We start from the raw sequence: 21,947 nt of genomic DNA on the forward strand, positions 1-21,947 counted from the left end.
GTTTAACTACTAGTAGAATGAGTGTCTGAAGACTACCTTCAAATCATTTCTTTATTTCCCTGTTACTGCAAAATAATTACCATCAGGATCGGCAAAATTAAATACGTATTCTTCACCTAACTGGACTAATTCGCCTAATACCGTACCTTGTGCTTGCATTTTCTTATATAAATCAAAAATATCATCGCTATAAAACATCAAGGATGGGGAACTTCCAGCAACTTCTGGGGAATGTTGTTCAATGAATTCCCGATCGTATAAGACAAGTGAAGTAGTCGCTTTCTCTGATTGGGCGATTTCTACAACCAGTGTGCCATCCATTTCTTGACGATCTAATTCTTTGAATCCAACCGCAGTCCAAAAATCAACGTTTTTTTTCACATCATCAACATATAACATGATTTTCATTTCATTGGTAAACATGTAAATCCTCCTACATTTCTTCGTTTTAGAAGTCATAAGCTTAACTATTTTAGCATACGGAGATCGGAAAAGCTATCTTCACTCCATCTTTATACTCTTATACTTGCCCTTATTGTCATAGTTTTTGGAGTGGATGGAATCTCGTTTTCACTTTTCGGAATAAAATAGATTCCCTGTATCAATCGCCTATAAAAAAAACAGATCCCGTCTCAAAGACGAAATCTGTTTTTGGCTTATAACTAAGCATTGACATCAATGACTTTTGAATCATCTTTGATTGCTTCACGATCCAAGTCCTTAATTCTAGCACTTGTGACAATCCCGGCAACCATACTGCCACTGACGTTCGTTGCTGTTCGAGCCATATCAATCAATGGTTCTACTGAGATAACTAAGCCAACGATGGCAACTGGCAAATTCATCGCCCCTAAGACGATCAATGAAGCAAACGTTGCGCCACCACCAACACCGGCTACACCAAATGAGCTGATCGTGACGATTGCAACTAACATCAAGATAAAGCCAATACTAAAAACATCAATTCCAGCAGCTGGAGCAACGATCGTGGCTAGCATCGCTGGATACACACCTGCACAGCCGTTTTGCCCAATTGATAAACCAAAGCTGGCTGAAAAATTCGCTGTTGCTTCATCCACACCTAACGCTTTGGTCTGTGTTTCGATATTCAATGGCAATGCCCCTGCACTTGAACGTGAAGTAAAAGCAAAGCTCAATACTGGAAAAGCTTTTTTAAAGTAGTCAAACGGATTGACTTTCACTGAAAGCAAGATCAATGAATGAACAATCAAGACTGCTAGTAAAGCAACATACGAAGCAAGTACGAATTTTCCTAAATTGATAATGGCAACAAAATCACTAGTAGCCATCACATTCGTCATCAACGCAAAGACGCCATATGGAGTCAAACGTAAAACTAAGGTAACGATACGCATAACGATTTTATATAAACTATCAATCAAATTGGCAAAAAATTCTGCTTCTTTCGGTGCTTTTCTTTTGACTCCTAGATAAGCAATCCCGACAAATGCAGCAAAAATCACAACACCGATCGTACTTGTTGCACGTGTACCAGCTAGATCAGCAAAAACATTTTTAGGGATGAATGATAATATTTGTTGCGGAATCGTTAATCCTTGGATACTCTCTTGGCGAGTGGCTAATTCCGAGATTCGAGCTGTTTCTGCTGCGCCCTCGGTAAACTTTGCTCCTTGAAGACCAAATAATATGGTTGTACCGATTCCAATCAATGCAGCAATTGCTGTTGTTGCAAGCAGTGAGGTTAATACTGTTGCACTGATTTTACCTAATTTTTCAGAAACTTTCATTTTTGTAAATGCGCCAACGATCGAGACGAATACTAATGGCATAATCAGCATTTGTAAGAAGCCGACATAGCCTTCACCTACGATATTGATCCATTCCATTGATTGACTGATGACTTGGTTATCTACTCCAAAAATCAATTGTAATAAGCCACCAAATACGATTCCGATAGCTAGAGCTGTATAAACCCTTGTTGAAAATTTTGCATGGCGCTTTTGCATGCGATAGAAAACATATAATAATACCGCAAAAACTAGAACCACTAAAACTGTGATGAGTGTTGTCATTTTACTCCTCCTCTAATTTTTAATGACAAGTCCATCTAAGGAAGTAAAGGTTCCCGAAAATGATTCTTCAATCATTTTCCTGAAAATATTTTTTTCAGCGACTCGTTCATTCTAGACTATTTATGTAAAAAATACATTCGTTTTGCTTACAATTAGTAATAGAAAAAAACCAGTAGTGATAGCCTTTGGCTATCACTACTGGTTTTAAGCACGTTTTATGCTTCGTTTTCTTCTTTTTCAGATTGAAAATTTAGTTTCACGCCTGGTTGATCCAATGCAATCTCAGTTATTTCATAGGCCATTCGTTTGACGATGTCAAATAATGGCGCAACTAGCTCATCCACTTCTTCTTGTGTGACATCATTTTGTCCTTCAATCTTTCGATTAAGGATATGGTTAATTTGACTCACGCTTCCTGATAAAACATATGTATCAAAGACTAAGCGAAATTCTAAACGTGCCCCTACGATACTGTGTTCTTTCGGATAGTTCTCAATCGTCTCTTTCAGAGGAGAAAATCCTACTTTTAAATCTGTTTCAACTTCTTGATCAGGCCTTTTAAAATCATAGTGAAATGCCTCTACTACTTCTTTTTGTCTTTTGATTTCCATTTGATCACTCCTTATTCAAATTATAACATACCTCACTTTGAAAGAGGATACTATTTTATTGCTTTCTCCTTGATATCAAGGATTTTTAAGAGTTCATCTACAACATAATCGGCAGGAATATCTTGTAAAAAATGATCAATATCATACAAACAAGTCAAGACTCCTGCGTTCTTACCAGCTTCTATATCTAAACGACGATCACCAATCATGATCGTTTCCGACTTTTTCAATTGATGTCTTTGGATCAAATCATTTAGTGAGTCGGGCGCTGGCTTACGAGGAAAATTCCGATCAATCCCAATGACTTCTTCAATTAAATCAGCTAGATCAAACTGCTCAAGCAATTCCCAAGTCGAGTTTGAGAGTCGGTGGGTCAAAATAAAATGCTCTGCCCCTTGGCTTTTCAATAATCGTAACACTTCTTGGGTGCCTGCAAAAGGCTTGGGAATTTTCTGACTCGCTGCTTCATAACGATGAAACAAGGGTGTAAATTGTTCTTCTGGTAATTGGTATTCTTTGATTAGTTGACGGGTGGAAAATTTCTTCATGATCGGATAAATCGTTTCTTGATCCGCTAAGATACCTAACGCAGCCATTGCTTGAAGCGCTCCATCGACCATGGCTGGATAAGTATCAAATAATGTTCCATCAAAATCCCAAACATAATTTTTTATCATCGTAACTTCTTTCCTTTAGATCTATTCATATTCCCACAAAACATGTCCCTCTTATAACAATTCTTTTCCGAGGATTTCTAACTCTTTATTTAAAGTGTATTGGATCGGTTGCGCATTCGGGATATCAATCGTATCCAACTGATTTTCTGGTACATCTTCTAAGTATTTCGTTAACGCACGTAAGCTATTCCCATGTCCAACCACTAAGACATTTTTACCAGCTAATAAGTGTGGTGCAAGTTCATCTTGCCATAAAGGAACCACGCGCTCAACTGTCATCTCTAAGCTTTCACCATGGGAGAGCAAACGTGGATCTAAAGAATCATAGCGTCGATCAAAATGGTTTTCTGATACGAGTGGCGGAACTTCTCGATAGCCACGACGCCATTTTTTGACTTGTTCTTCGCCATATTCTTTTTTCATCTCCGTTTTATTTTTACCAACTAATGCCCCATAATGTCGTTCATTTAACCGCCAAGTTTTTTGGACGGGAAGATACAATTGATTCATTTCTTCTAAAGCTAACTGTGACGTTTTGATTGCTCTTTTTAGTACAGATGTATAAACGATATCAAAAACCAATCCTTGCTCATTCATTTTTCGTCCAGCTTCCGTTGCTTGTTGCATCCCCTTTTCAGTTAGCGCAACATCTAACCAGCCAGTCCAATAATTTTGAAAATTGGCTTCACTTTCACCATGTCGTAATAAGACTAACTTCATCCTCTTCACCTAGACTTTCGTTTCAAATTGGGTACCGCATTTTTGACAAGTCACTCGAATTCGTCCTTTACCTCGTGGCGCTCTTTGCTTTTGGTGACAAGTAGGACAAGAAAAAAACGTGTACTCCATCACTTTCTTTGAATTTTTTGGCTTTCTCAACTGAGAAAACCATAATTTTATTTGATTCGATTTTTCGATGAATTTCCGATTTTCATTTATTCTTACATAGATTTTCTTCGATAACAATCGAAATACGATCAGACCGAGTAATCCCCAAAATAAGAAATAACCGATTGAAAAAGGAAGTAAAAATTGAAACAGACGAAAGAATAGTGCCAGAATCAACAATACTCGGTTCAACGAATCAAATGTTGCATAACGTCCTTGCATCACTTGGTTGTATTTTCTTTTGTATTCAATCAAGCGTCTTAACCAAATTTGTGCCATCGTAACTCCTCCTGCTGCTCTTATTATGGCAAAAAAAAGCAAAAAGAAAAAGCTTTAATTCGCTTTTTCCATTGTTAATTGATGAAGTGCATTCCGATTCTTCATAAAGTCAATCACGATGACTTTCTTTTCCTGCGCTCTTTGGACGACACGAAATGTATCCGCTAACGGTAACGTGAGTTTTCTAGAAGGCACTTCCTTCAAGCGAACAAATCGGCGAATCAGCGTTAAGAATTGTGTTAATTGAATCGATGTATGAACTAAATCAGGATATTTTTTTAATAATTGAGTTGTCTTTAATAAATGGCGTTTTTTACCAATTTCACTTAAAAAACTTTTTAAGATTTTTTGTTGCCGTTGAAAAATTGAAAACGAATCTTTCTCATCAATTTTATAACGCATTTGTCTTTGAAGTTCACTGACCGTTAACTGTATCAACTGGCCGTTCTCCTTGATTATCAAGCCATTTGGAAATAGCTCTGTTACTGCCTGATCCCAACTTGTCAATGAAAGCTCAAGATAATCTTTCACAGGTAAATCAAGTTCTCTATTAAAAAAGAGCAAAAGTGCAGTTAACCCTTCTGATTGATAGATTTCTCCTAGTGTTTGACCTTCTAAATGAAACTCTGGCGAAAAATGCAACAAAGTTTTCCCCTTGTTTAACTGAACATAAAGAAAGGTCGAACGGTTGATGACTTGATCCTTTAGCACCACTAAAAAATTCATTTTTCTCCCCCTTTATCATTTTTAACATAGCATATTTTTAAAAAGTTGTCTGGTAAAAGAGGAGGGTTTCATAAAAATTTAGTAATTCATCAAATTCTCCTTAAAACAATGAAACCACCTGAGCGATTGTAGGTTCACTCCTCTTTTTCCATCAATTCTTTCATCTCGATCACTTCCCGATATTGGTGGATTTTAGTGATCCCAATGACTTTATCGACATCAATACTAAAACAGATACCATTGCCTGGAACATCGATGTTGATTCCCTGACCAATCGTCTCCATGACTTGATTGGTTAAACTATCAGGTACGAGGGTTAACACAATATCTTTTTCAGGTGAGATTTCCAGACCTAAAAAATTACTAGAATCATGAATCCCTGATCCACGCCCATGGAGTATCGTACCTCCAGCTGCTCCGGCGGTTTTTGAAAACTTAATCACTTCGTACCCCATTCCCCCATCAACAATCGTGACGATCATATTCAGATTCAACGCTACAGGATCTTTCATTTTTTTCCCTCCAACTGTTGTAATTTGTGTTTGGCTTGTTTATCTTTTTCATCTTTCCTTTTGTAGATATAGCCTAGAACCAATGTCGATAATATGGGCGTCAATGCAATCATAGCCACTACTCCAAATCCATCAATAATCGGATCTCTTCCTTCAATTTGCGTGGCGATTGCCACACACATCGATAAAATGAACGTGGAACACATGGGGCCAGTCGCTACCCCTCCGTTATCAAATGCCATAGCAAGAAAAATTTTATCAACCTTGCGTCCTAAAATGAAAGCTAAGCCATATCCTGGAATCAAAAAATAGTAGAGAGAAAACCCAACTAATAAACGCCACATAGATAACCCAACTGCTAAGCCAATCCCAATAGAGATGACTGCTAACATGATTTTTGCTTTGATTCTTCCCTCACTCAATTCTTCCACTTGTTTAACCATGACGTGGATCGCTGGTTCTGCGAAACCAACTAAAAACCCCATCAAGAACCCTAAAGGTATCAAAAGCTGATTATGTTCTAAACTAGCAAGTACACTACCTAGATGTTGTCCAACAGGAACGTAAGCCAGATCGACACCATGCAGGAATAAGATCAATCCGACAGTAGTGATCAAAAAGCCCTTGATAATAGCCCAGAAGCGTTCTTTACTCATCTGAAAGCTCAGGAAGTTCATGACTAAGAATAATAGTATGATCGGCGATATGGCGATTAACACCTCATAGGAAATGATTTCTATCCCCGAGAATAATTCTTGGACTATCTTCATTGAAAAATCACCCCTAAAATCATTACTGCCAGAATTGGACCTAAAGATGCAATCCCAACCATCCCAAAGCTATCATTGGCACTCGTTTCTTGACGAATCATACTAGTCAGTCCGCCAGCTAATGCTAGAATAAAAGGAACGGTAATCGGTCCAGTCGTAACGCCTCCAGAATCAAAAGCAATCGGCATAAATTCATTACTTGTAAAAAATGAAGCGACTAATACACCAACATAACCAATCGCCATCAATTGATAATAAGATAATTTGAAGACAACCCGTAAAAGAGCAAACGCTAAAAAGACACCTGTGCCAACGCTTACAATTCCAATTAACAACACTCGGCCAATCTTTCCTTCAGAAATCTGATTGACTTGTTGTCCCAACACTTGAACGGAAGGTTCTGCGATCGTGATTACAATTCCAATCATAAATCCTAAAGCAATGAGGATTGTGAGACTTTTCTTTTTGATCATATATTTTCCCACTAATCGCCCGACTTCCATCATCGAATAATCGGCGCCAAATAAAAATAGTGTCATGCCAATCATCATAATCCCTGCCCCAAACAAAAAAGAAATCATTTCATCTGAGTCAAGCGGTGCGAAAATAAAAGTTAAAATAACAATTAAAAGTGTCATTGGAAAAATGGCGATAACAACTTCTTTTAAATTTTTTAGCATATATCCTCCTCCTTTACTCTATTTTACCTGATTCCTTCACAAGTTACGAGCAGAACAGGTAAACGCTGTTATTTTTTTCAATAAAAAAATACTCAAATATGACATTACCGTAAAAAGAAGCCAAATTGAGCGAAAATCAAACTTGGTTTCGGCTCCTTTGGCTTCTCTTTATGTTATAAGCAACCCTGCTACTTCAAAATCAAGAATGAAAAACCATACGAGCCTTTCAATTTTTGGGGTTTGATTCTGAAAAGGAAGGTCTACTGTTTAGCAAGGTACTCAAAAAACATCTGGAGCTTTGCGCCCTTTTTGTTTCACCCTGAAAAAGCAATCACAAAATAAGTACTCAACTCTAAGACAAGGAAGCAATCAAGTGTTTTCGAAATGCTTCGTATTCGTCTGCCTGTTGATTAAACAAACTTTGGTTGCTTGTGTGGCTATCTTGCATCCATTCTTTTGGTTCGCTGCTGCCTAGAAACGCATCTAACAATTGTTGTGTGACAATCGGATTCTTTTTCACTGCTTCTTTGACCAGGTAAAAATCTTCAATTCCTCTTTGCAATTGTTTGTAACGTAAAGACAACAATAGCTGTCCAGAATAGCTAGGATAAATGAGACAAGTATCACCGATCGGTAACGAACTAGTATTATAGCGGATATCTTCTCGCACATTTTCTGGCCAGCAATTATATGCCCAACGCAGCATACCATCTGTTTTGAAGCAATGCGCTAAAATTCCTTGTATACGAGTCTCTAGTAATGAGCTGTGTAAAAAGATATTCGGACGATCAGGATAATTACAAATATAATATTGTGTCTTTCCTGGATGGCTTTGTGTTAACCGCTGATAATGGTTGCACGTACAATAAAAAGAAGTGACCGGAAAATCGACATCTGGCAACAATTGTTCCAAGACGTTTTCTTTATCAAAAGCGACTTTTATCTGAACACTAGTATCCACTGACTTTAATTCTGCTAATGAAGCTTTAAAGGTGTCTATTTCGTGAATCTTCGGCTCATCAGAGATAATCCTGACTTTATCCCATACCCCAATCTCTTTGAAATGCTCAAATAATTGGTTGAAATAGGACTTCAATTCATTTTTGTTTTCGATGAATCCGATCTTTTGCAAGGCTTCATCAAAATAGCGAACCACAATTTTTTCAGGGTAATCTAACTGTTGGATCAATGGGAAGAATGGTACTTGCCACACACCTAACAAACCAAAAACGTTGATTTCTTGATCGATACCTGCTTCTGCCATCGTTTGAAGATAGCGATCTAAAATGGTGAAATCACACGTCAATTCTCCTTTGAGATCCTTCTTGACTTTGATCATTGAATACTCATAGAGATTCGCTGGATAGTCTTTGACGATATAATTGAACCAACCTTTCCAAGGGATCTCGCCTGCGATCACCGTTACCGCTTTTTGCCCAATAGCTGCTAAACTGGTAGCCATTTCGTGAATCAATCGGAAATGAGTCTCACTCCACAACGGGACTTGAAAACTTCTCGCTAAATTAGACGGTTGTTGCCAGATGTCCAAATTAAATTTCTGAGTCACGTTATCTGGAAAACAATAATCTGAAACGTCAATCATTAATTTTTTCGTCACTACTTCTTCGTCACCGGCTGTCAAATATGAACGGTAAACTGTTATTTCTAGTGAATAGCTGCCAGACTTGATTTCAGTATCCAGAGGAAATTCCAGATAAATTGGCGCATAACGATCGCCTGAATAAGTTTTCACTGTTTGTTCTAACAACTTATCAGCATACAATATATCTTCGTTGCCTAAATAATAGTCAATAAATTGAGCTTTTACTGGTAACGAGGATTCGATAGCGATACGATAAATCGGTATCTCAATAGCATCTGGTATCGAAAATTCATCCGATAGTACGAAATGGTTTTTTCGCCCGTCATGAAGTAGTAACTGACAAGCATTTTTACTGTTCTTATAAAAAGTTAACTCCGTAAGTTCCTGAGGCTGTTCAGCCGTCAGACGATTGGTCGCTTTATAACTTTCATGGACAAGGTAAGCTTGCATTCAATGCTCCTCCTTTGGTCGATTCAATCCATCGATCAATTGTTCAAATCGTTCATTCGTCATTTGATCTGGAATCATTCGCCGCAATTGCTTTAAATTAAGTCTTTTTACTAATTTGAAACGACTAGGATCTTGCCAGCTAGGGAAAAATCGTTGGAGAACTTGCTGATTTTCTGCCTCTTTTACGAGTTGAAAAATCGGTATGTCGATGATCTCTCTGGTCGAGAATTCGTTGCCTTTTTCTTGTTCTTCCCACTGTGATTCCATCCATTCCATCGCAAATGGAAACCAGCGAGCAAAACGTTCGTCTGTCACTTCATCAGATGTGCGGTACCACTTAGTTGCCAAAGAAAGTCCATGAGGTCCTTTTTGAAAAATATGTGATTCAAAAGGAACATCATTTTCTTCTAACGCACGTAAATATAGTAAGGAATTTTCGATAGGAACGATCGAATCTTCAAATGTGGAGAATAAAAACGTCGGCGGCGTATCACTCGTCACGCATTCTTCCAAAGAAGGAGCAGAAATACCCATGACCTCTGAAAAAGAAGAGAGGATAGCTGGATAACCTAATAAACATAGAGCGGGTTTAGTCGCTAACATTGTCGACATGGCTGCTGCTAAATGCCCACCTGCTGAAAAGCCAATGACCGCAATCTTATGACGATCAATCTGCCATTCTTCCGCACATTCTTGAAGTAATTCCATTGCTTTTTGTCCATCAGACAATGCTTTTTGAAAATGACGATGTTCTCCTACATGATAATGTAAAACACCTGCATGATAGCCCTTTGACAGAAAGCTTAATGCGATCGGTTCCCCTTCTCTTTCACTACAAAAAGAATACCCACCCCCAGGAATCACTAAAATAAACGGACGTTTTTCGATTGGCTGCGATTCAAACAATTCTTCTTGTAAGTAAAGCTTGAGACTGGTATTTGCCTTGCGATCAAAAATAATTTCTTTTGTTCTCATTGCTTCATTCTCCTAAGCCATTTTCCTCAATCACTTGTTGATACCAATAAAAGCTATCCTTTTTATACCGTGCTAAATCGAGTAACTCTTCATCGGTCCGATTGACATAGATAAATCCGTACCTTTTATTGATTCCTTCATGGGTACTGATCAAATCAATCGCACTCCATGGGCAATAACCGATCACCTCAACGCCATCTTCAATCGCTAAAGCCATTTGCTGGATGTGTTGATGTAAATAATCAATCCGATAATCATCATGGATTTTCCCGTCAATGAGTTGTTCTGATGCACCGATCCCATTTTCTGTCACCAAGAGTGGTAAGCGATAGCGAGAATAAATTTCATTTAAAGTAAAACGAAACCCTTCTGGATCAATAGGCCAGCCAAATTCCGTCATTGGTAAATGTGGATTTTCGACTGTTTGAAAGAATCCTGGAATCCCAAAACCGGATTGCTGATCTATTTTTTGTTCTTTAGCAAAATAACTGGAGACGGTCATTGTATTATAGTAGTTAAAAGCAATGTAGTCTCCTGTTCCTTCTGCTAAAATCGTTTGATCTTCTGCAGTAATCACTGGTGCCGCACCAATCTTCTCTAATAAATGCCAAGCATTATGATTGTACTTCCCAAAAACAGCAACATCTAAAAAGAGCCAATTTCTAAGCGCACTCATATATAAAGCGGCCATCTGATCCTCTGGTTTATCTGAAGCAGGATACACACTGGCGATGTTAGGTGCTGGTCCAATTTTGCCGTTATAATTCCCTTTGTGGTAATTACTGGTCACGAGGGCTTGTGCGACTAACATATGATGGTTTTCTTGGAATTTTTCTTTCATACTTTTATTACTTGTCCCAATTACAGAACCAGCCAATGCCATGACATTTTGTTCATTGATTGTTTGCCAAAGTGGAACATCTTGCCCAAAATGGTCAAATAATACCTGACAATAATCCGCAAAAGCTTGAATCGTTTCTCTATTTTCCCAACCACCTTTTTCGGCAATGGACGCAGGCAAATCAAAATGAAAAACAGTTACGATTGGTTGGATATCCTTTTCTTTCAATAACTCAATCAAACGTTTGTAAAAAGCAATACCAGCTGGATTCACTTCTCCATTAGGCATTACACGACTCCATGAAATCGAAAAACGATAAGCTTTTAGTCCTAACTCTTTAAATAAACGGACATCTTCTTCCAATCGATGGTAGTGGTCAGAGGCAACTTTAAAATCAGTCGTTCCTTCTGGGATAGACTTGATATCCTGAACAGATGGTTCTTTCCCCTCTTCATTCCAAGCGCCTTCTACTTGATAAGCACTGGTAGAAGCTCCCCATAAAAAATCTGTTGGAAATTTATTTTTCATCTTCATTCTCCTTTATGGCCGCACCAATTAAATTGGCATCTGCTTGAAATTTTGCTGCTTCAATCGTCAGTGGTTGTAATGTTTTTTTGATGATTGGTGCTACTGTAAACAGCTCTCGATAAGCTTGTTGAATCGTCTGGACCAAATATTCTTGTTGACTGATTCCTCCACCAATGACGATCTTTTCAACATCTAGCAGCGTTTGAACATTGAAACAAAGAAAAGCAACCTGTTTACAATAATCATGAAATAAAGCTTTGGCTGACTCATTCTCACTGTCTTTTAAGGCAGCAAAGACCTGTTCGCCCTCGTTGTCTACTTTTAATAATTCAGCTAATTGTTTGATCAACCAAACAGCCGACAGTCCCATACCTACAAACGAGTCTTGACCAGTAATCTGACGATCACGGATCATAAAGCTAATTTCACCGGCTTGCATGTGCGTTCCTTTATAAAGCTGTCCATTGATACAAATGCCCATGCCAACTCCAGTTCCCAAAATAATTGCTGCGGCTTGTTGGATCCCTTTTAAATTGCCATATTTCATTTCACAGGAAGTAGCAGCTTTGGCATCATTTTCAACGAACACTTCGAAATTCTCCAACTCTAAAAACGATTGCAATTGGAGTTGATCCAGATAAGGAACAGCACCGCCGAAGCGAACTGTCCCAGACTGATCAACCGATCCAGGTACTGAAAAAGCAATTTTATGGAATGATTGGATTTCTTGATAGTCACGAATCATTTGTGATAATAATCGTTGAAATTGCTCTTTGTCTGAAGGTGTTGGAAAACGCTTTTTAAAAGAAACTTCATTCTGAGAAATCAGAGCGGTCTTGATCATCGTCCCTCCAATATCAATCCCTAAAACGACCATTTGCTCTCCTCCATTATGCTTGAACTTCTTCTGCAATCGCACCAGCCATCTTTTCTTTTGCTTCCTTAGCTTCGGCTTCTGCTTTTAATTCTAATTCATACTCTTTTTTGTCAGCAATCTTGATAAATGGATACCACATCAAGATCCCGATACCCATACAAATAACCATCAAAATTGTATAATTTATTCCACCAGAAAGTGGCATCTTAACAAAAGTCGGTGTCGTCCAAGGCAATAAACTTATCATTGGGTTCAATGAAATCGGTAAAATGGTTGTGGTTAACCCCCACGTCACAAAGCCTGCGATCAACTGTGTAAAGACTTGTGGAATGAAAAACAATGGGTTTAAAATAATGGGCATACCAAACATCAAGGGTTCCGTAATGTTGAAAATGGCAGGAATCACGGATAATTTCCCAAGTTGTTTCATTTTGGCAGATTTACTACGAATCATAAAGAACGTCACAAATCCCATGAAGCCTGCAGCGTACATTCCCATGTAGATCACAGAAGGAATCAAGTAAGGCAAAGCTTCATTTTTTTGGAAAGCTGCGATATTTGAGACAACCATCGTCATACTGATTGCTCCTAATGGTCCTTGTAAAACTGCGTTGTGAATCCCAAAGAACCAAAGGACAGCTAATACTTCCATGATAATAATAATTGATAATGGACTAGCAACCAACGCGTTAAGCGGTGCATTGATCACATCGATAAAGAATTGGAAAATCGAGCCAGATTTTGTCAAACCAAATAAGATACGCAGAATAAATACAAAGACAAAGATGATTGTTACAACAAAGACCGGTGCCAATGATTGCGTAACCATCGGAGGTACGCTATCTGGTAATTTAAGCACAATATTTTTTTTCGATAGATAAGCATAAAGTTGAGTAACCACTAACGCAACGATCATTCCAATAAACAAGCCTTGTCCGCCTAAGAAATCTAAGCGTAATGCTGCAATCGTAGAGTCTACAGCCTCTCCATTTTGCATAGCCATTGTTGCGACAGTTTGAGGCATCAACATCACAAAACTAGCTAAAGAAATAATTGCTGCGTTTCGCTCATTCGTCCCCAGTTGTTTTGCATAAGAAAAAGCCAGACTATAAACGACGTACAATGAAAATACCCCAGTTGCACCATTTGTAATAGCTTCTACATGTGGGTAAATACCTAATGAAGTCAAATAATCGATCCAACCAGGAATTGGGAAGTTCCCTACGATCGTAATCAGCGCAATCCCCAAAGTGATTGGACTCGTACGAATAAACCCTTCCATCAAAGCAGCTAACACTTTATTTTGTTGTAATTTTTGCGATAATGGTAATAACTTACTTCCTAAAAACGCTTCTAATTTTTCCATCGTAATCCCCCTATTGTTTATATTCCCATGTGGTAACACTTTCTAACCCGTCGACATTTAAATAAAAATGGTAGACACCTTCTTCTATCCAACTATTTCCATTATTATCAAAGATAGCTAAGTCAGAAATTGGAATATTGATTCTTGCTTGCTTTTCTTGATTTGCTTCTAAATAGATTCGCTGACTGCTGACCAATCGTTTTTCCGGTTGGACAATCGAAGCATATTCTTGATGAAGATAAACATGTGTCACAGTTTCTGCTGAAACATCCGATCGATTTTTCACTAAATAATTGATCTCAATAAATTGGTCTTTTTGCTCACTTCTCAGTAATTGACTTTCGAATGAGGCGTAACTCATTCCCGTTCCAAATTTGAATAGCGGATCATTGGATTCATCGATATATTTTGAGACAAAACGCTCAGAATGGATGCTTGTTGAGATTGGTCTGCCTGTGGAGGTCTGAGCATAATAAATCGGTAGTTGTCCTTCACTTCTAGGAAACCTCATCGATAGACGAGCAGAAGGACTGACTTTACCAGCAAGTAAATTAGCGATTCCGATCCCACCCATCGTTCCAGGAAACCAGACAAGTAATAAACTATCGAAATATTTTTCTATATCCGTTAAGACTAGCGGTCGGCCGGTATATAGTACGCCTATAATTGGTTTATTTAATTCATGTAATTTTTTGATCAGACGTTGTTGTTTTTGTGAAATCTGTAAGTGAGCTTTAGAAGCTCCTTCACCACTTTCCAGAAATTGTTCGCCAAATGTTAATACAATCACATCAGCCTTTTGAGAAATCTGGTAAGCTTCTTCCATTAATGATTCCTCTTCTGCAATTGGCCCATTCAATAATTCCATTCCTTTTTTCAGAGGTCCAAACCCATCATAAGAATCGAATAAATTGTATCCTTTAGCAAACATTAAGTGATCTGTCGCAAAATGGCGACTCAATCCTTCCTTCAAAGTAACCGTATCTTGTGGCTTTCCGCTGACTGAAGCCCAAAAACCTAAAGTGAGAGGACTTTCGCCGTATGGACCGATCACAGCAATTTTTTGCTTTGGTACTAATGGCAGTGTGTCATTATTTTTTAAAAGAACACAACTTTTTTCAACCAACTCGACTGCTGCTTCTTTAGCTTTTTCGGTTAAGATTTCTCCAGTATTCACTTCTTCCAAGCCACGATAAGGATTTTCAAATAAGCCCAATTTATTTTTGAGCATTAAAATACGCCACACCGCTTCATCGAGAAGTTGCATAAATCGTGGCTCTTGTACTAATTCAGACAGGTGATTGGCATAAATCGAAGTCATCATGTCTAAATCAACACCTGCAATGAGTGCCTTTTTGGCTGCATCTATTTCGTCTTTGGCATACCCGTGAGGAATCAGTTCTTTGATTGCTGCATAGTCTGAAACTAATACGCCATCAAAACCAAAGCGAGAACGTAAAATCTCTCGATTCAACCATTCATTTCCAGTTGCAGGAACTCCATTCAACAAATTAAAAGCAGTCATTACTAATTCACATTTTGCTTCAATTGCTGCTTGATAAGGCTGTAGATATTCATTGAAAAGCCGTTGATGGGACATATCTACCGCTTGATATTCCCGTCCTGCTTCCGGTGCTCCATAAGCTGCAAAGTGCTTCAGACATGCGGCTACATGTTTTTCTGGAATTTTTGTCTCACTATCTCCCTGATAACCATTGACGATACTTTTTGCAAACTCTTTCGCCGTATAAACATCTTCGCCTGGAGATTCCATTACCCTTCCCCAACGTGGATCACGCGCTAAATCTAACATTGGTGAAAACAAGACATGTAAGCCATTTAAATAACTTTCTTCTGCTGTTAACTTAGCTGCTTGTTGAATTAACTCAAAATCGTAAGAACCAACTTGAGCTAGAGGTATGGGGAAAATTGTCCGAAACCCATAGATGACATCTGACATAAACAACATGGGTATCTTGTGTTTACTTTTTGCTAAAACTTTTGTTTGTAGTTCTTTTAATTTTTGATGATCGTTGATATTATAAATAGAGCCAATCTCAAATACGTCTAACTCTTGAGGTAATCCTAATTCTTCCATTGGCCCAGTATTCATCACATCATTTTCTGATAGAATACTTCCATTCAGTTGGATCGTTTGTGCGATTTTTTCCTGAACAGATAATCGATCAAACAAAGCTTGTAACTGATCTGCTTCCATCGGCGCCTCCTTTGTAACCGCTTTATAGAACAGATTATAAAGAATAAAAAACGAATTTTATATAAAAAAATTAGCATTTATACCAAAATATTCGCGCTATATAAAATTTATTCGTGTAAAATAAAAAGAAAGAATTCGTCACAAGGAGTATTTACATTATGACTACCGATACGATTAAAATAACTATGGATTTATTGTACCGAAAATATCTGATTCCGATGCTATTATTTGATGAAAACGGATATCTCATCCATCCAAAAAATTTAGAAGACTTACCAATCACGATCAGTACCTATTTTCCATTTAGAAAAACAGAGCAGATCCAGCTTTACCATACAACATCCTATTTATACGGCTATTTTTGTTTTAAATCTGATCAAAAGGAATATCAGATGATCATTGGCCCTTGCGGTATTATCGGTTCAAAAGAAACCTCTTGTTTTTTTATGGGACATGAGTACCATTATAATATTCATTATTCCAAAGAAGACAAGTATTCATTTGAAGAATATATCCAACTATTACACACGATTCTGACTCAGCGGCCAACCAAAAAGGAAGAATTTATTTGGTACTTTCAACAAGATAAAAATAAAAAAAATCTATCCACTGATTACAGCCTGGAAAATAATCTTTATGATCGACGGATCCACAAAGAAACCTTCGATTCGTATCATTTTGAATTACGGTATCTAGATTACATCAAACGAAACGAACCTGAAAAAGTCATTTGGGTCTTCAATAAAATGAAAGAAACCTATAAAGTCTCTTTATCCCCCTTTGAATTGGAAGGGTTGAAACTTAAATTTGCCTCGTTCGTAGCCATCGTCACCAGAATGAGTATTGAAGAAGGCGTGCCGATCAATCAAGCCTTTGGTCTGTCCGACTCTTTGATTCAGGGACTGATTTATATCCACTCAGTTAAAGAATGTCTGCAATATATGAAAGAAGCAACCTTCCGTTTTATGGAACTGCTTCATAATTTTCCTTTAGCTCAAAAATCCATGTTAGTAAAAACGATTGTCAACCACATTGATAATCATTTATACGAACGCATCACCGTCGACGAGTTAGCTGCCATCACTGAAAAACATAAGGCACATATTTGCAGCCACTTCAAAAAAGAAATGGGGATTACCATTCACGGATACATTCAAGAAAAAAAGATAACCGAAGCAAAACATTTGTTATTGTTTACAGATCATTCTTACGATGAAATCAGTCACTTGCTTGCTTATTCTAGTCAAAGTCATTTTATTCAAGTGTTCAAAAAGGTCGCCGGCTGTACCCCAAAAGAATACAAAAGTATCCACTATGCCCATTCATTAGTCTGAAAATGCCTTAACTACTAAGTCGTTCTCCATTTATCTTGATCGTGATCAGATAGGTTCAATACTTTCATGTATGTATTTTTAACTGCTTGTGGTTTGAGTAAATGTAGTAAAAACAAGCCGAAGAACACTAAAATCAAGGAAATGATTTTAGATTCTTCGGCTTATTTCATCAACCTAATTATGCGTGGCGCTACTCTCTCGATCGTGTCAAACTTCGTCCCATTCCTCAGTAAGATCAATCATTTTTTCTTAATGTCTTTGACTTCCAAAAAGATAATTTAGAAAATTAGTGACATATGTTTGATACGCTACGGGATCAACTGATTGGGCTTCCCCATGTCCAGCTCCTGCTACAATCAACTTGACTTTATAGCCCCCGGAAAGATCATAGAGCTCATCCGCATTTTCATGAGGAACTACTTGATCAGCATCTCCGTGAATGATCAATTTGGGGATCGTTGTGGCCATACCAATTTCAGGTAGATTTTCATTCACATTCATTTTTAATTCTTGGTCAAAGTAATACTCTTTCAACAATCCCATATATAGATCTTCATGTTCTTCGTCTGCTACAATGTCAAATTCTTCCCCAAATATTGAACCTAATAAAGGCGCTACGGTATTTTTGTAGGTGTATCTAAGTTGTTCATCAATTGATTTAAATCCGCAATTCTCGATGATTCCTTTTACGTTTGCTGGGATATCCTTAGCTAATGTTGACATCATAGTTGCAGCCCCCATTGAGCCACCATAAAGTAAAATCTTTTGAGTCGGCTTAGTTCCTACTTCTCGATTGATCCAATAGAGCACATCATCTGACTCATATTGTCCATAAGTGACATAATCGCCCCCACTGTTTCCAGTGGCACGAGGGTCTACAAATAATAAATTATAGCCCGCATTGTAAAAGATATTATACTCATCCGTTACTGTCCCTAAATTCCAATTTCCTCGAAAACCACCATGAATCATCACCGTTACATCTGATTTTTGATCCACATAATAAGATTTCAACGTCATTAATTTTCCATCTTGCTTATTTACGGTCGTTCCTTCTAATTGAGTGGTATTAGGATAAAAACCTGTAGGCTCAGCAGGTGCCGTTCCATCATTCGCTGCACCAAGCAAGCTCATAAAACAACTGTCTTTTGCAAAAGCAATGTCATACATCGCACTGATTGTAATCAAACGTTTGATTACTTCTGGACTAACATCAAAGCGTTCTTTTACATTCACTTCTGAAATTTGGTCTGATATCAACGAAGAGAATTCACTTAGAAGTTTAAAAATATCTCCATTATACTCTTTGAAAACTTCAGTTATTTTATCTCGGATATAATTTAAATAAAGTTTTCCCTTGAAATTCTTGCCTTTACCGATTGCTTGAATGATCGCTTGCTCATCGTCAGATAGTCCAAGTGTTGTTGTTTTTACTTGCCCCTCGTTTCCTTTGTTGAGGGATTGAGAAACAGATGCAAGGCTTGTTCTTGCCAATAGTCCCTCTTGTTCCTTTCCGTAAACGATACTTGGTGTAGCACATCCTAACAATAAAATAGAAGCCAAAGTAATCATGCAACATTTATTTTTCATTCTGCTCACTCCTTTATTTGATATTTCTATTCTAATGAAAGCGTAACCATTTTTATATCAAAAAAGAAGTGTTTGTTATATAAAAGAAGCTATTTTAAAAAATTATTGAGTAAATCTTAGGATCATTCAAGTCATTTATACTAGCATAGCCATTTAGCTAATATTTTATACTGGTCTTATTTGTATTACATCACTAAAACCAAACGCTTGTGATAAAACAAAAGAAGAGACTGAGACAACTTTTTTGTCCCAGTATCTTCTAGTATATCTAAAAATGAATAAACGGTGTTTAAAGAGCTCTTGTTCACGACGAGATAAAAGCAGCATTTTCGAAAGATAAGCCGAAATTAATCAAAAATTGGAGAAGCACCAAGTAGATAACAATCGACAGAAAAAACTAGCGTTTGTGTTTCTTGGCAAGTTCCGGAATTTTTTTTGGTGCTTGATAATTAACACTTTCGTCTCAATCTCTAAGGTGCTAAGTTTTTTTGCTAAAGACGATCAATTCGATAATTTTGACTTCTCATCATATGCTATTTAAACAAAACATAATATTGGGACATATAATGTTCTGTATCTTTTGGAGATAGAGATTGTATGGCTGTCCATAATTGTTTTTTAGCCATTGATCTTTCCCACGCCATCGGTTTAATACCCTCAGCTTTTACTAATGAATTCCCTAATTTTTCAATTTTTTTCATAAGATCTTTTTCTGGATTATTGTTTAATCCAAGGTGTTTTAACCCATGTTCCGTAACTAGCCAGTGGTTAGTATTTTGTCCACGATCAATAAGATTTTCTGGACCTTTCAAACGATTTCTTGCTTCTGCATGGTAGATTTCTATGCTATCTCCTATCTCAAGCAACAAATGGTCATCGGTGAATCGTTCAGGTATGTCTCCATTAATCGATTTTTCATACCTAATTTTGCCATCCTGAGATTTGATAGTCACTTTTACATAAAGTTCATCTTTAAATAAATAATGAGGTTTTGGCATATTTAAGGTAAGTGTTGCTTCTCTTGAATTCAAATTCGTTCTTAATGAACCTGACCATTGATCATTAAAGCCATAAAAGATAAGATCTTCATCGGCTAACTTACTGATATCAGCTTTGATTAATGAAAGAGAAGCATGGTTTTGGGTTTCCTTTACATAAACATAATTTTCGCTTGGTAAATAATACTTCATTTGTTCACCAGAAAATTCTAAATGATAGACCCCATTAGGAATATTTTTAAATGTCATTTTTTGTTGTACTGGTTGACTCGCTATAATAGTTGCTCCATCTTTTAATTCAACTGTGAGCCCTTCAAAGTTACTCAAATCGCTAGGAAGAATTTCAATGGTCAAATCACCAACTAACCCTAGAGAGGCGATTTCCTCGTTAGTAACCAATTCAAAATTAGAATTGATCAAATAGTTTGGGTCAATCAATTGACGTGCACGCACCAACTCATTTTCAGAGACAATATCTGCCAATGAAGCCACAGCTGGATAACCTGCCACACGATTTTTTTCTGCTTGAAATTCATCAAGATACAACCCACGTTTTTTTAAGGCAGCAGAAAAATCCTGCTTACTATTTTCACTGTAGATACGATTCATTAAATTGGGTAATGTATATTCCCAATCTTTGAAATCACTCTGATTAGCCATTTTACGGTATTCCTGATATATCTTAGTGAAGGAGTCATTTCCAGCTTTTTGTTTGAACATCGTTAATAAAATCAGTTGTTCACGCACATCGACATCATGGTAAGTGTCTCCATCACGGATCAACTTATCATATAGCTTGTTTTCGACTTCTTCTTTTTTACCTAAATTAAACAACCAACCGATGTCATCTGCTTTTTTTCCATATTTTTCATACTGATATTGGACCCCAAATAAATTATTTGACACTTCGCCAGTATACATATCTTGCCCATCAAAACCAGCTTGATAACCGTGAGCAATTTCATGTAATGTTGCCCAACTTAGTTCTTTCAACCACATATCTGTCGTAGGTTCACTATTAGCTGTCCAATCACCCCCATAATAAGCAGCACCTGCACCAGAATCATCTGCCTTTAAAAAGTAACGATTCGCGCCGTTCTGATTTTCTGGTGCGGAACCATCAAAACCAGCGATACCGTTAAATAAAGCAAAAATACCGTGATGATACTCAATCAACGCATCAATTGATGGAAAATCTTTTAAGTTTCTCACTAGTTCTTTGTCCAATTTGGGTACGAGTAATTGGAAATCTACTCCTTGAATTAGCGCATACCCTGCATCCTCCGTATCCCACATTGAAAAAAACATGGTCTCATTCCCATGATATCCATAAACAGGTAACGCTTTCATTTCTTTGGAAGTCACCACTTCGTATTCGATCTGTGCTGATCCTTCTCCGTACGGTGTATCAATAAATGGAACCAAGGGCTCATCTGCACGTATACTTACCCAATTTGATCCAACTTCGATACTTTTTTCATTCTTTTTATCGTTTCCTAGTAGTCGCAATTTTAACTTATTCTTGAAATGAGCATTTGTCTGTCTCATTCTCAATTCGGTATTTTCGCTTAAGATAAAACCTAGATCCTGACGATCATGGTTTTTCCCTTTACTCATCCCTGAGTTGAAGATCCACGTCGGCTCCGGAATACTAAAAATCTCTTTTGACGTGACTTCTTGCGCCCCAACATTGGCTGAAAGTACAAAGATACCAAACACAAACAACAACAGACTAACCGCATATTTTTTCATTTGCCTCACTCCTTAAAATTATTTTATGAACAAAAAATAATTATTCATTCATTACGAAAACGTTATCTTTTGTACAATTTAATTATAAATAACAACTAAATAAATAGCAACAATATAATATTTATAAATTTTTATCCTTACAACCTATAATAATTAAAGTTATTTAAATAATTAAACATAAATATATTTTTAATATAAAATGTTATTTAAAAAGAAAA

General features: G+C 37.2%; 18 protein-coding genes and 1 pseudogene. 1 reads left to right on the top strand and 18 read right to left on the bottom strand.

Annotation, left to right across the window (positions count from 1 at the left end):
* Positions 1 to 51 precede the first annotated feature (51 nt).
* From IGK81_RS07180 to IGK81_RS07255, 16 genes are all read right to left on the bottom strand, one after another.
* Positions 52 to 423, bottom strand: a complete 372-nt coding sequence (locus IGK81_RS07180; RefSeq protein ID WP_010719026.1) for a VOC family protein — start codon at positions 421 to 423, stop codon at positions 52 to 54.
* A gap of 239 nt (positions 424 to 662) precedes the next feature.
* Positions 663 to 2,054 carry an L-cystine transporter gene (locus IGK81_RS07185; protein ID WP_010719025.1) on the bottom strand — a complete coding sequence of 464 codons (1,392 nt, stop codon included), beginning with the start codon at positions 2,052 to 2,054 and terminating at the stop codon, positions 663 to 665.
* Between the two features lie 215 nt (positions 2,055 to 2,269).
* The gene (locus tag IGK81_RS07190) at positions 2,270 to 2,665 is read right to left on the bottom strand and encodes a DUF1149 family protein (protein WP_010719024.1); all 396 of its coding nucleotides are present in this window, start codon (positions 2,663 to 2,665) and stop codon (positions 2,270 to 2,272) included.
* A 50-nt stretch (positions 2,666 to 2,715) separates the two neighbouring features.
* A complete protein-coding gene (locus tag IGK81_RS07195; RefSeq protein WP_181878302.1) occupies positions 2,716 to 3,339 on the bottom strand; it encodes an HAD-IA family hydrolase in 624 nt (207 codons plus the stop codon).
* Positions 3,340 to 3,393: 54 nt separating this feature from the next.
* The gene (locus IGK81_RS07200; RefSeq protein WP_010719022.1) at positions 3,394 to 4,062 is read right to left on the bottom strand and encodes a 2,3-bisphosphoglycerate-dependent phosphoglycerate mutase; all 669 of its coding nucleotides are present in this window, start codon (positions 4,060 to 4,062) and stop codon (positions 3,394 to 3,396) included.
* Between the two features lie 9 nt (positions 4,063 to 4,071).
* Positions 4,072 to 4,509 (bottom strand): hypothetical protein, encoded by a 438-nt coding sequence (locus IGK81_RS07205; protein WP_034698189.1) that lies wholly within the window; start codon positions 4,507 to 4,509, stop codon positions 4,072 to 4,074.
* A 54-nt stretch (positions 4,510 to 4,563) separates the two neighbouring features.
* Positions 4,564 to 5,235 (bottom strand): hypothetical protein, encoded by a 672-nt coding sequence (locus IGK81_RS07210; protein WP_010737691.1) that lies wholly within the window; start codon positions 5,233 to 5,235, stop codon positions 4,564 to 4,566.
* 134 nt (positions 5,236 to 5,369) lie between these two features.
* Positions 5,370 to 5,747 carry a P-II family nitrogen regulator gene (locus tag IGK81_RS07215; RefSeq protein ID WP_010719019.1) on the bottom strand — a complete coding sequence of 126 codons (378 nt, stop codon included), beginning with the start codon at positions 5,745 to 5,747 and terminating at the stop codon, positions 5,370 to 5,372.
* On the bottom strand, positions 5,744 to 6,517 hold the full coding sequence (locus IGK81_RS07220) for a DUF1538 domain-containing protein (RefSeq protein ID WP_010719018.1): 774 nt from the start codon (positions 6,515 to 6,517) through the stop codon (positions 5,744 to 5,746). Before IGK81_RS07220 ends, IGK81_RS07215 begins: the two co-directional genes overlap by 4 nt.
* Positions 6,514 to 7,197, bottom strand: coding sequence for a DUF1538 domain-containing protein (locus IGK81_RS07225; RefSeq protein WP_034698192.1), 684 nt, complete (start codon positions 7,195 to 7,197; stop codon positions 6,514 to 6,516). Before IGK81_RS07225 ends, IGK81_RS07220 begins: the two co-directional genes overlap by 4 nt.
* A gap of 352 nt (positions 7,198 to 7,549) precedes the next feature.
* Entirely contained in the window at positions 7,550 to 9,250 is a 1,701-nt protein-coding gene (locus tag IGK81_RS07230) for a DUF4091 domain-containing protein (RefSeq protein WP_438757790.1), read from the bottom strand.
* Positions 9,251 to 10,225, bottom strand: a complete 975-nt coding sequence (locus tag IGK81_RS07235) for an alpha/beta hydrolase (RefSeq protein WP_034698197.1) — start codon at positions 10,223 to 10,225, stop codon at positions 9,251 to 9,253.
* Positions 10,226 to 10,229: 4 nt separating this feature from the next.
* Positions 10,230 to 11,594 (bottom strand): glycoside hydrolase family 1 protein, encoded by a 1,365-nt coding sequence (locus IGK81_RS07240; RefSeq protein WP_412003852.1) that lies wholly within the window; start codon positions 11,592 to 11,594, stop codon positions 10,230 to 10,232.
* Positions 11,584 to 12,471 carry an ROK family protein gene (locus tag IGK81_RS07245; RefSeq protein WP_034698202.1) on the bottom strand — a complete coding sequence of 296 codons (888 nt, stop codon included), beginning with the start codon at positions 12,469 to 12,471 and terminating at the stop codon, positions 11,584 to 11,586. Before IGK81_RS07245 ends, IGK81_RS07240 begins: the two co-directional genes overlap by 11 nt.
* Positions 12,472 to 12,484: 13 nt before the next feature.
* Complete coding sequence (locus IGK81_RS07250; RefSeq protein WP_412003853.1) at positions 12,485 to 13,837, bottom strand: PTS sugar transporter subunit IIC; 1,353 nt, start codon at positions 13,835 to 13,837, stop codon at positions 12,485 to 12,487.
* Positions 13,838 to 13,847: 10 nt separating this feature from the next.
* On the bottom strand, positions 13,848 to 16,055 hold the full coding sequence (locus tag IGK81_RS07255) for a glycoside hydrolase family 3 N-terminal domain-containing protein (protein ID WP_438757793.1): 2,208 nt from the start codon (positions 16,053 to 16,055) through the stop codon (positions 13,848 to 13,850).
* Between the two features lie 158 nt (positions 16,056 to 16,213).
* Between IGK81_RS07255 and IGK81_RS07260 the strand changes: the two genes are divergently transcribed.
* Positions 16,214 to 17,389: a helix-turn-helix transcriptional regulator gene (locus tag IGK81_RS07260; protein WP_010737701.1), complete on the top strand. Its 1,176-nt coding sequence runs from the start codon at positions 16,214 to 16,216 to the stop codon at positions 17,387 to 17,389.
* Positions 17,390 to 17,647: 258 nt separating this feature from the next.
* Here the strand turns inward: IGK81_RS07260 and IGK81_RS07265 are convergent.
* Positions 17,648 to 18,877: pseudogene (locus IGK81_RS07265) on the bottom strand (alpha/beta hydrolase); the annotation flags it as partial.
* Positions 18,878 to 19,512: 635 nt separating this feature from the next.
* Positions 19,513 to 21,729, bottom strand: a complete 2,217-nt coding sequence (locus IGK81_RS07270; RefSeq protein ID WP_412003854.1) for a putative mucin/carbohydrate-binding domain-containing protein — start codon at positions 21,727 to 21,729, stop codon at positions 19,513 to 19,515.
* Positions 21,730 to 21,947 lie beyond the last annotated feature (218 nt).

Origin of the sequence: Enterococcus sp. DIV0703, from assembly GCF_051711065.1 — a bacterium.
Lineage (GTDB): Bacteria > Bacillota > Bacilli > Lactobacillales > Enterococcaceae > Enterococcus_B > Enterococcus_B hirae.

Excerpts from the sequence above, each read along its gene's own strand:
- IGK81_RS07270 (WP_412003854.1), bottom strand. The coding sequence starts at position 21,729 with ATGAAAAAATATGCGGTTAGTCTGTTGTTGTTTGTGTTTGGTATCTTT.
- IGK81_RS07255 (WP_438757793.1), bottom strand. The coding sequence starts at position 16,055 with ATGGAAGCAGATCAGTTACAAGCTTTGTTTGATCGATTATCTGTTCAG.
- IGK81_RS07205 (WP_034698189.1), bottom strand. The coding sequence starts at position 4,509 with ATGGCACAAATTTGGTTAAGACGCTTGATTGAATACAAAAGAAAATAC.
- IGK81_RS07245 (WP_034698202.1), bottom strand. The coding sequence starts at position 12,471 with ATGGTCGTTTTAGGGATTGATATTGGAGGGACGATGATCAAGACCGCT.
- IGK81_RS07230 (WP_438757790.1), bottom strand. The coding sequence starts at position 9,250 with ATGCAAGCTTACCTTGTCCATGAAAGTTATAAAGCGACCAATCGTCTG.
- IGK81_RS07215 (WP_010719019.1), bottom strand. The coding sequence starts at position 5,747 with ATGAAAGATCCTGTAGCGTTGAATCTGAATATGATCGTCACGATTGTT.
- IGK81_RS07185 (WP_010719025.1), bottom strand. The coding sequence starts at position 2,054 with ATGACAACACTCATCACAGTTTTAGTGGTTCTAGTTTTTGCGGTATTA.
- IGK81_RS07180 (WP_010719026.1), bottom strand. The coding sequence starts at position 423 with ATGTTTACCAATGAAATGAAAATCATGTTATATGTTGATGATGTGAAA.
- IGK81_RS07235 (WP_034698197.1), bottom strand. The coding sequence starts at position 10,225 with ATGAGAACAAAAGAAATTATTTTTGATCGCAAGGCAAATACCAGTCTC.
- IGK81_RS07190 (WP_010719024.1), bottom strand. The coding sequence starts at position 2,665 with ATGGAAATCAAAAGACAAAAAGAAGTAGTAGAGGCATTTCACTATGAT.
- IGK81_RS07220 (WP_010719018.1), bottom strand. The coding sequence starts at position 6,517 with ATGAAGATAGTCCAAGAATTATTCTCGGGGATAGAAATCATTTCCTAT.
- IGK81_RS07260 (WP_010737701.1), top strand. The coding sequence starts at position 16,214 with ATGACTACCGATACGATTAAAATAACTATGGATTTATTGTACCGAAAA.
- IGK81_RS07225 (WP_034698192.1), bottom strand. The coding sequence starts at position 7,197 with ATGCTAAAAAATTTAAAAGAAGTTGTTATCGCCATTTTTCCAATGACA.
- IGK81_RS07210 (WP_010737691.1), bottom strand. The coding sequence starts at position 5,235 with ATGAATTTTTTAGTGGTGCTAAAGGATCAAGTCATCAACCGTTCGACC.
- IGK81_RS07240 (WP_412003852.1), bottom strand. The coding sequence starts at position 11,594 with ATGAAAAATAAATTTCCAACAGATTTTTTATGGGGAGCTTCTACCAGT.
- IGK81_RS07200 (WP_010719022.1), bottom strand. The coding sequence starts at position 4,062 with ATGAAGTTAGTCTTATTACGACATGGTGAAAGTGAAGCCAATTTTCAA.
- IGK81_RS07250 (WP_412003853.1), bottom strand. The coding sequence starts at position 13,837 with ATGGAAAAATTAGAAGCGTTTTTAGGAAGTAAGTTATTACCATTATCG.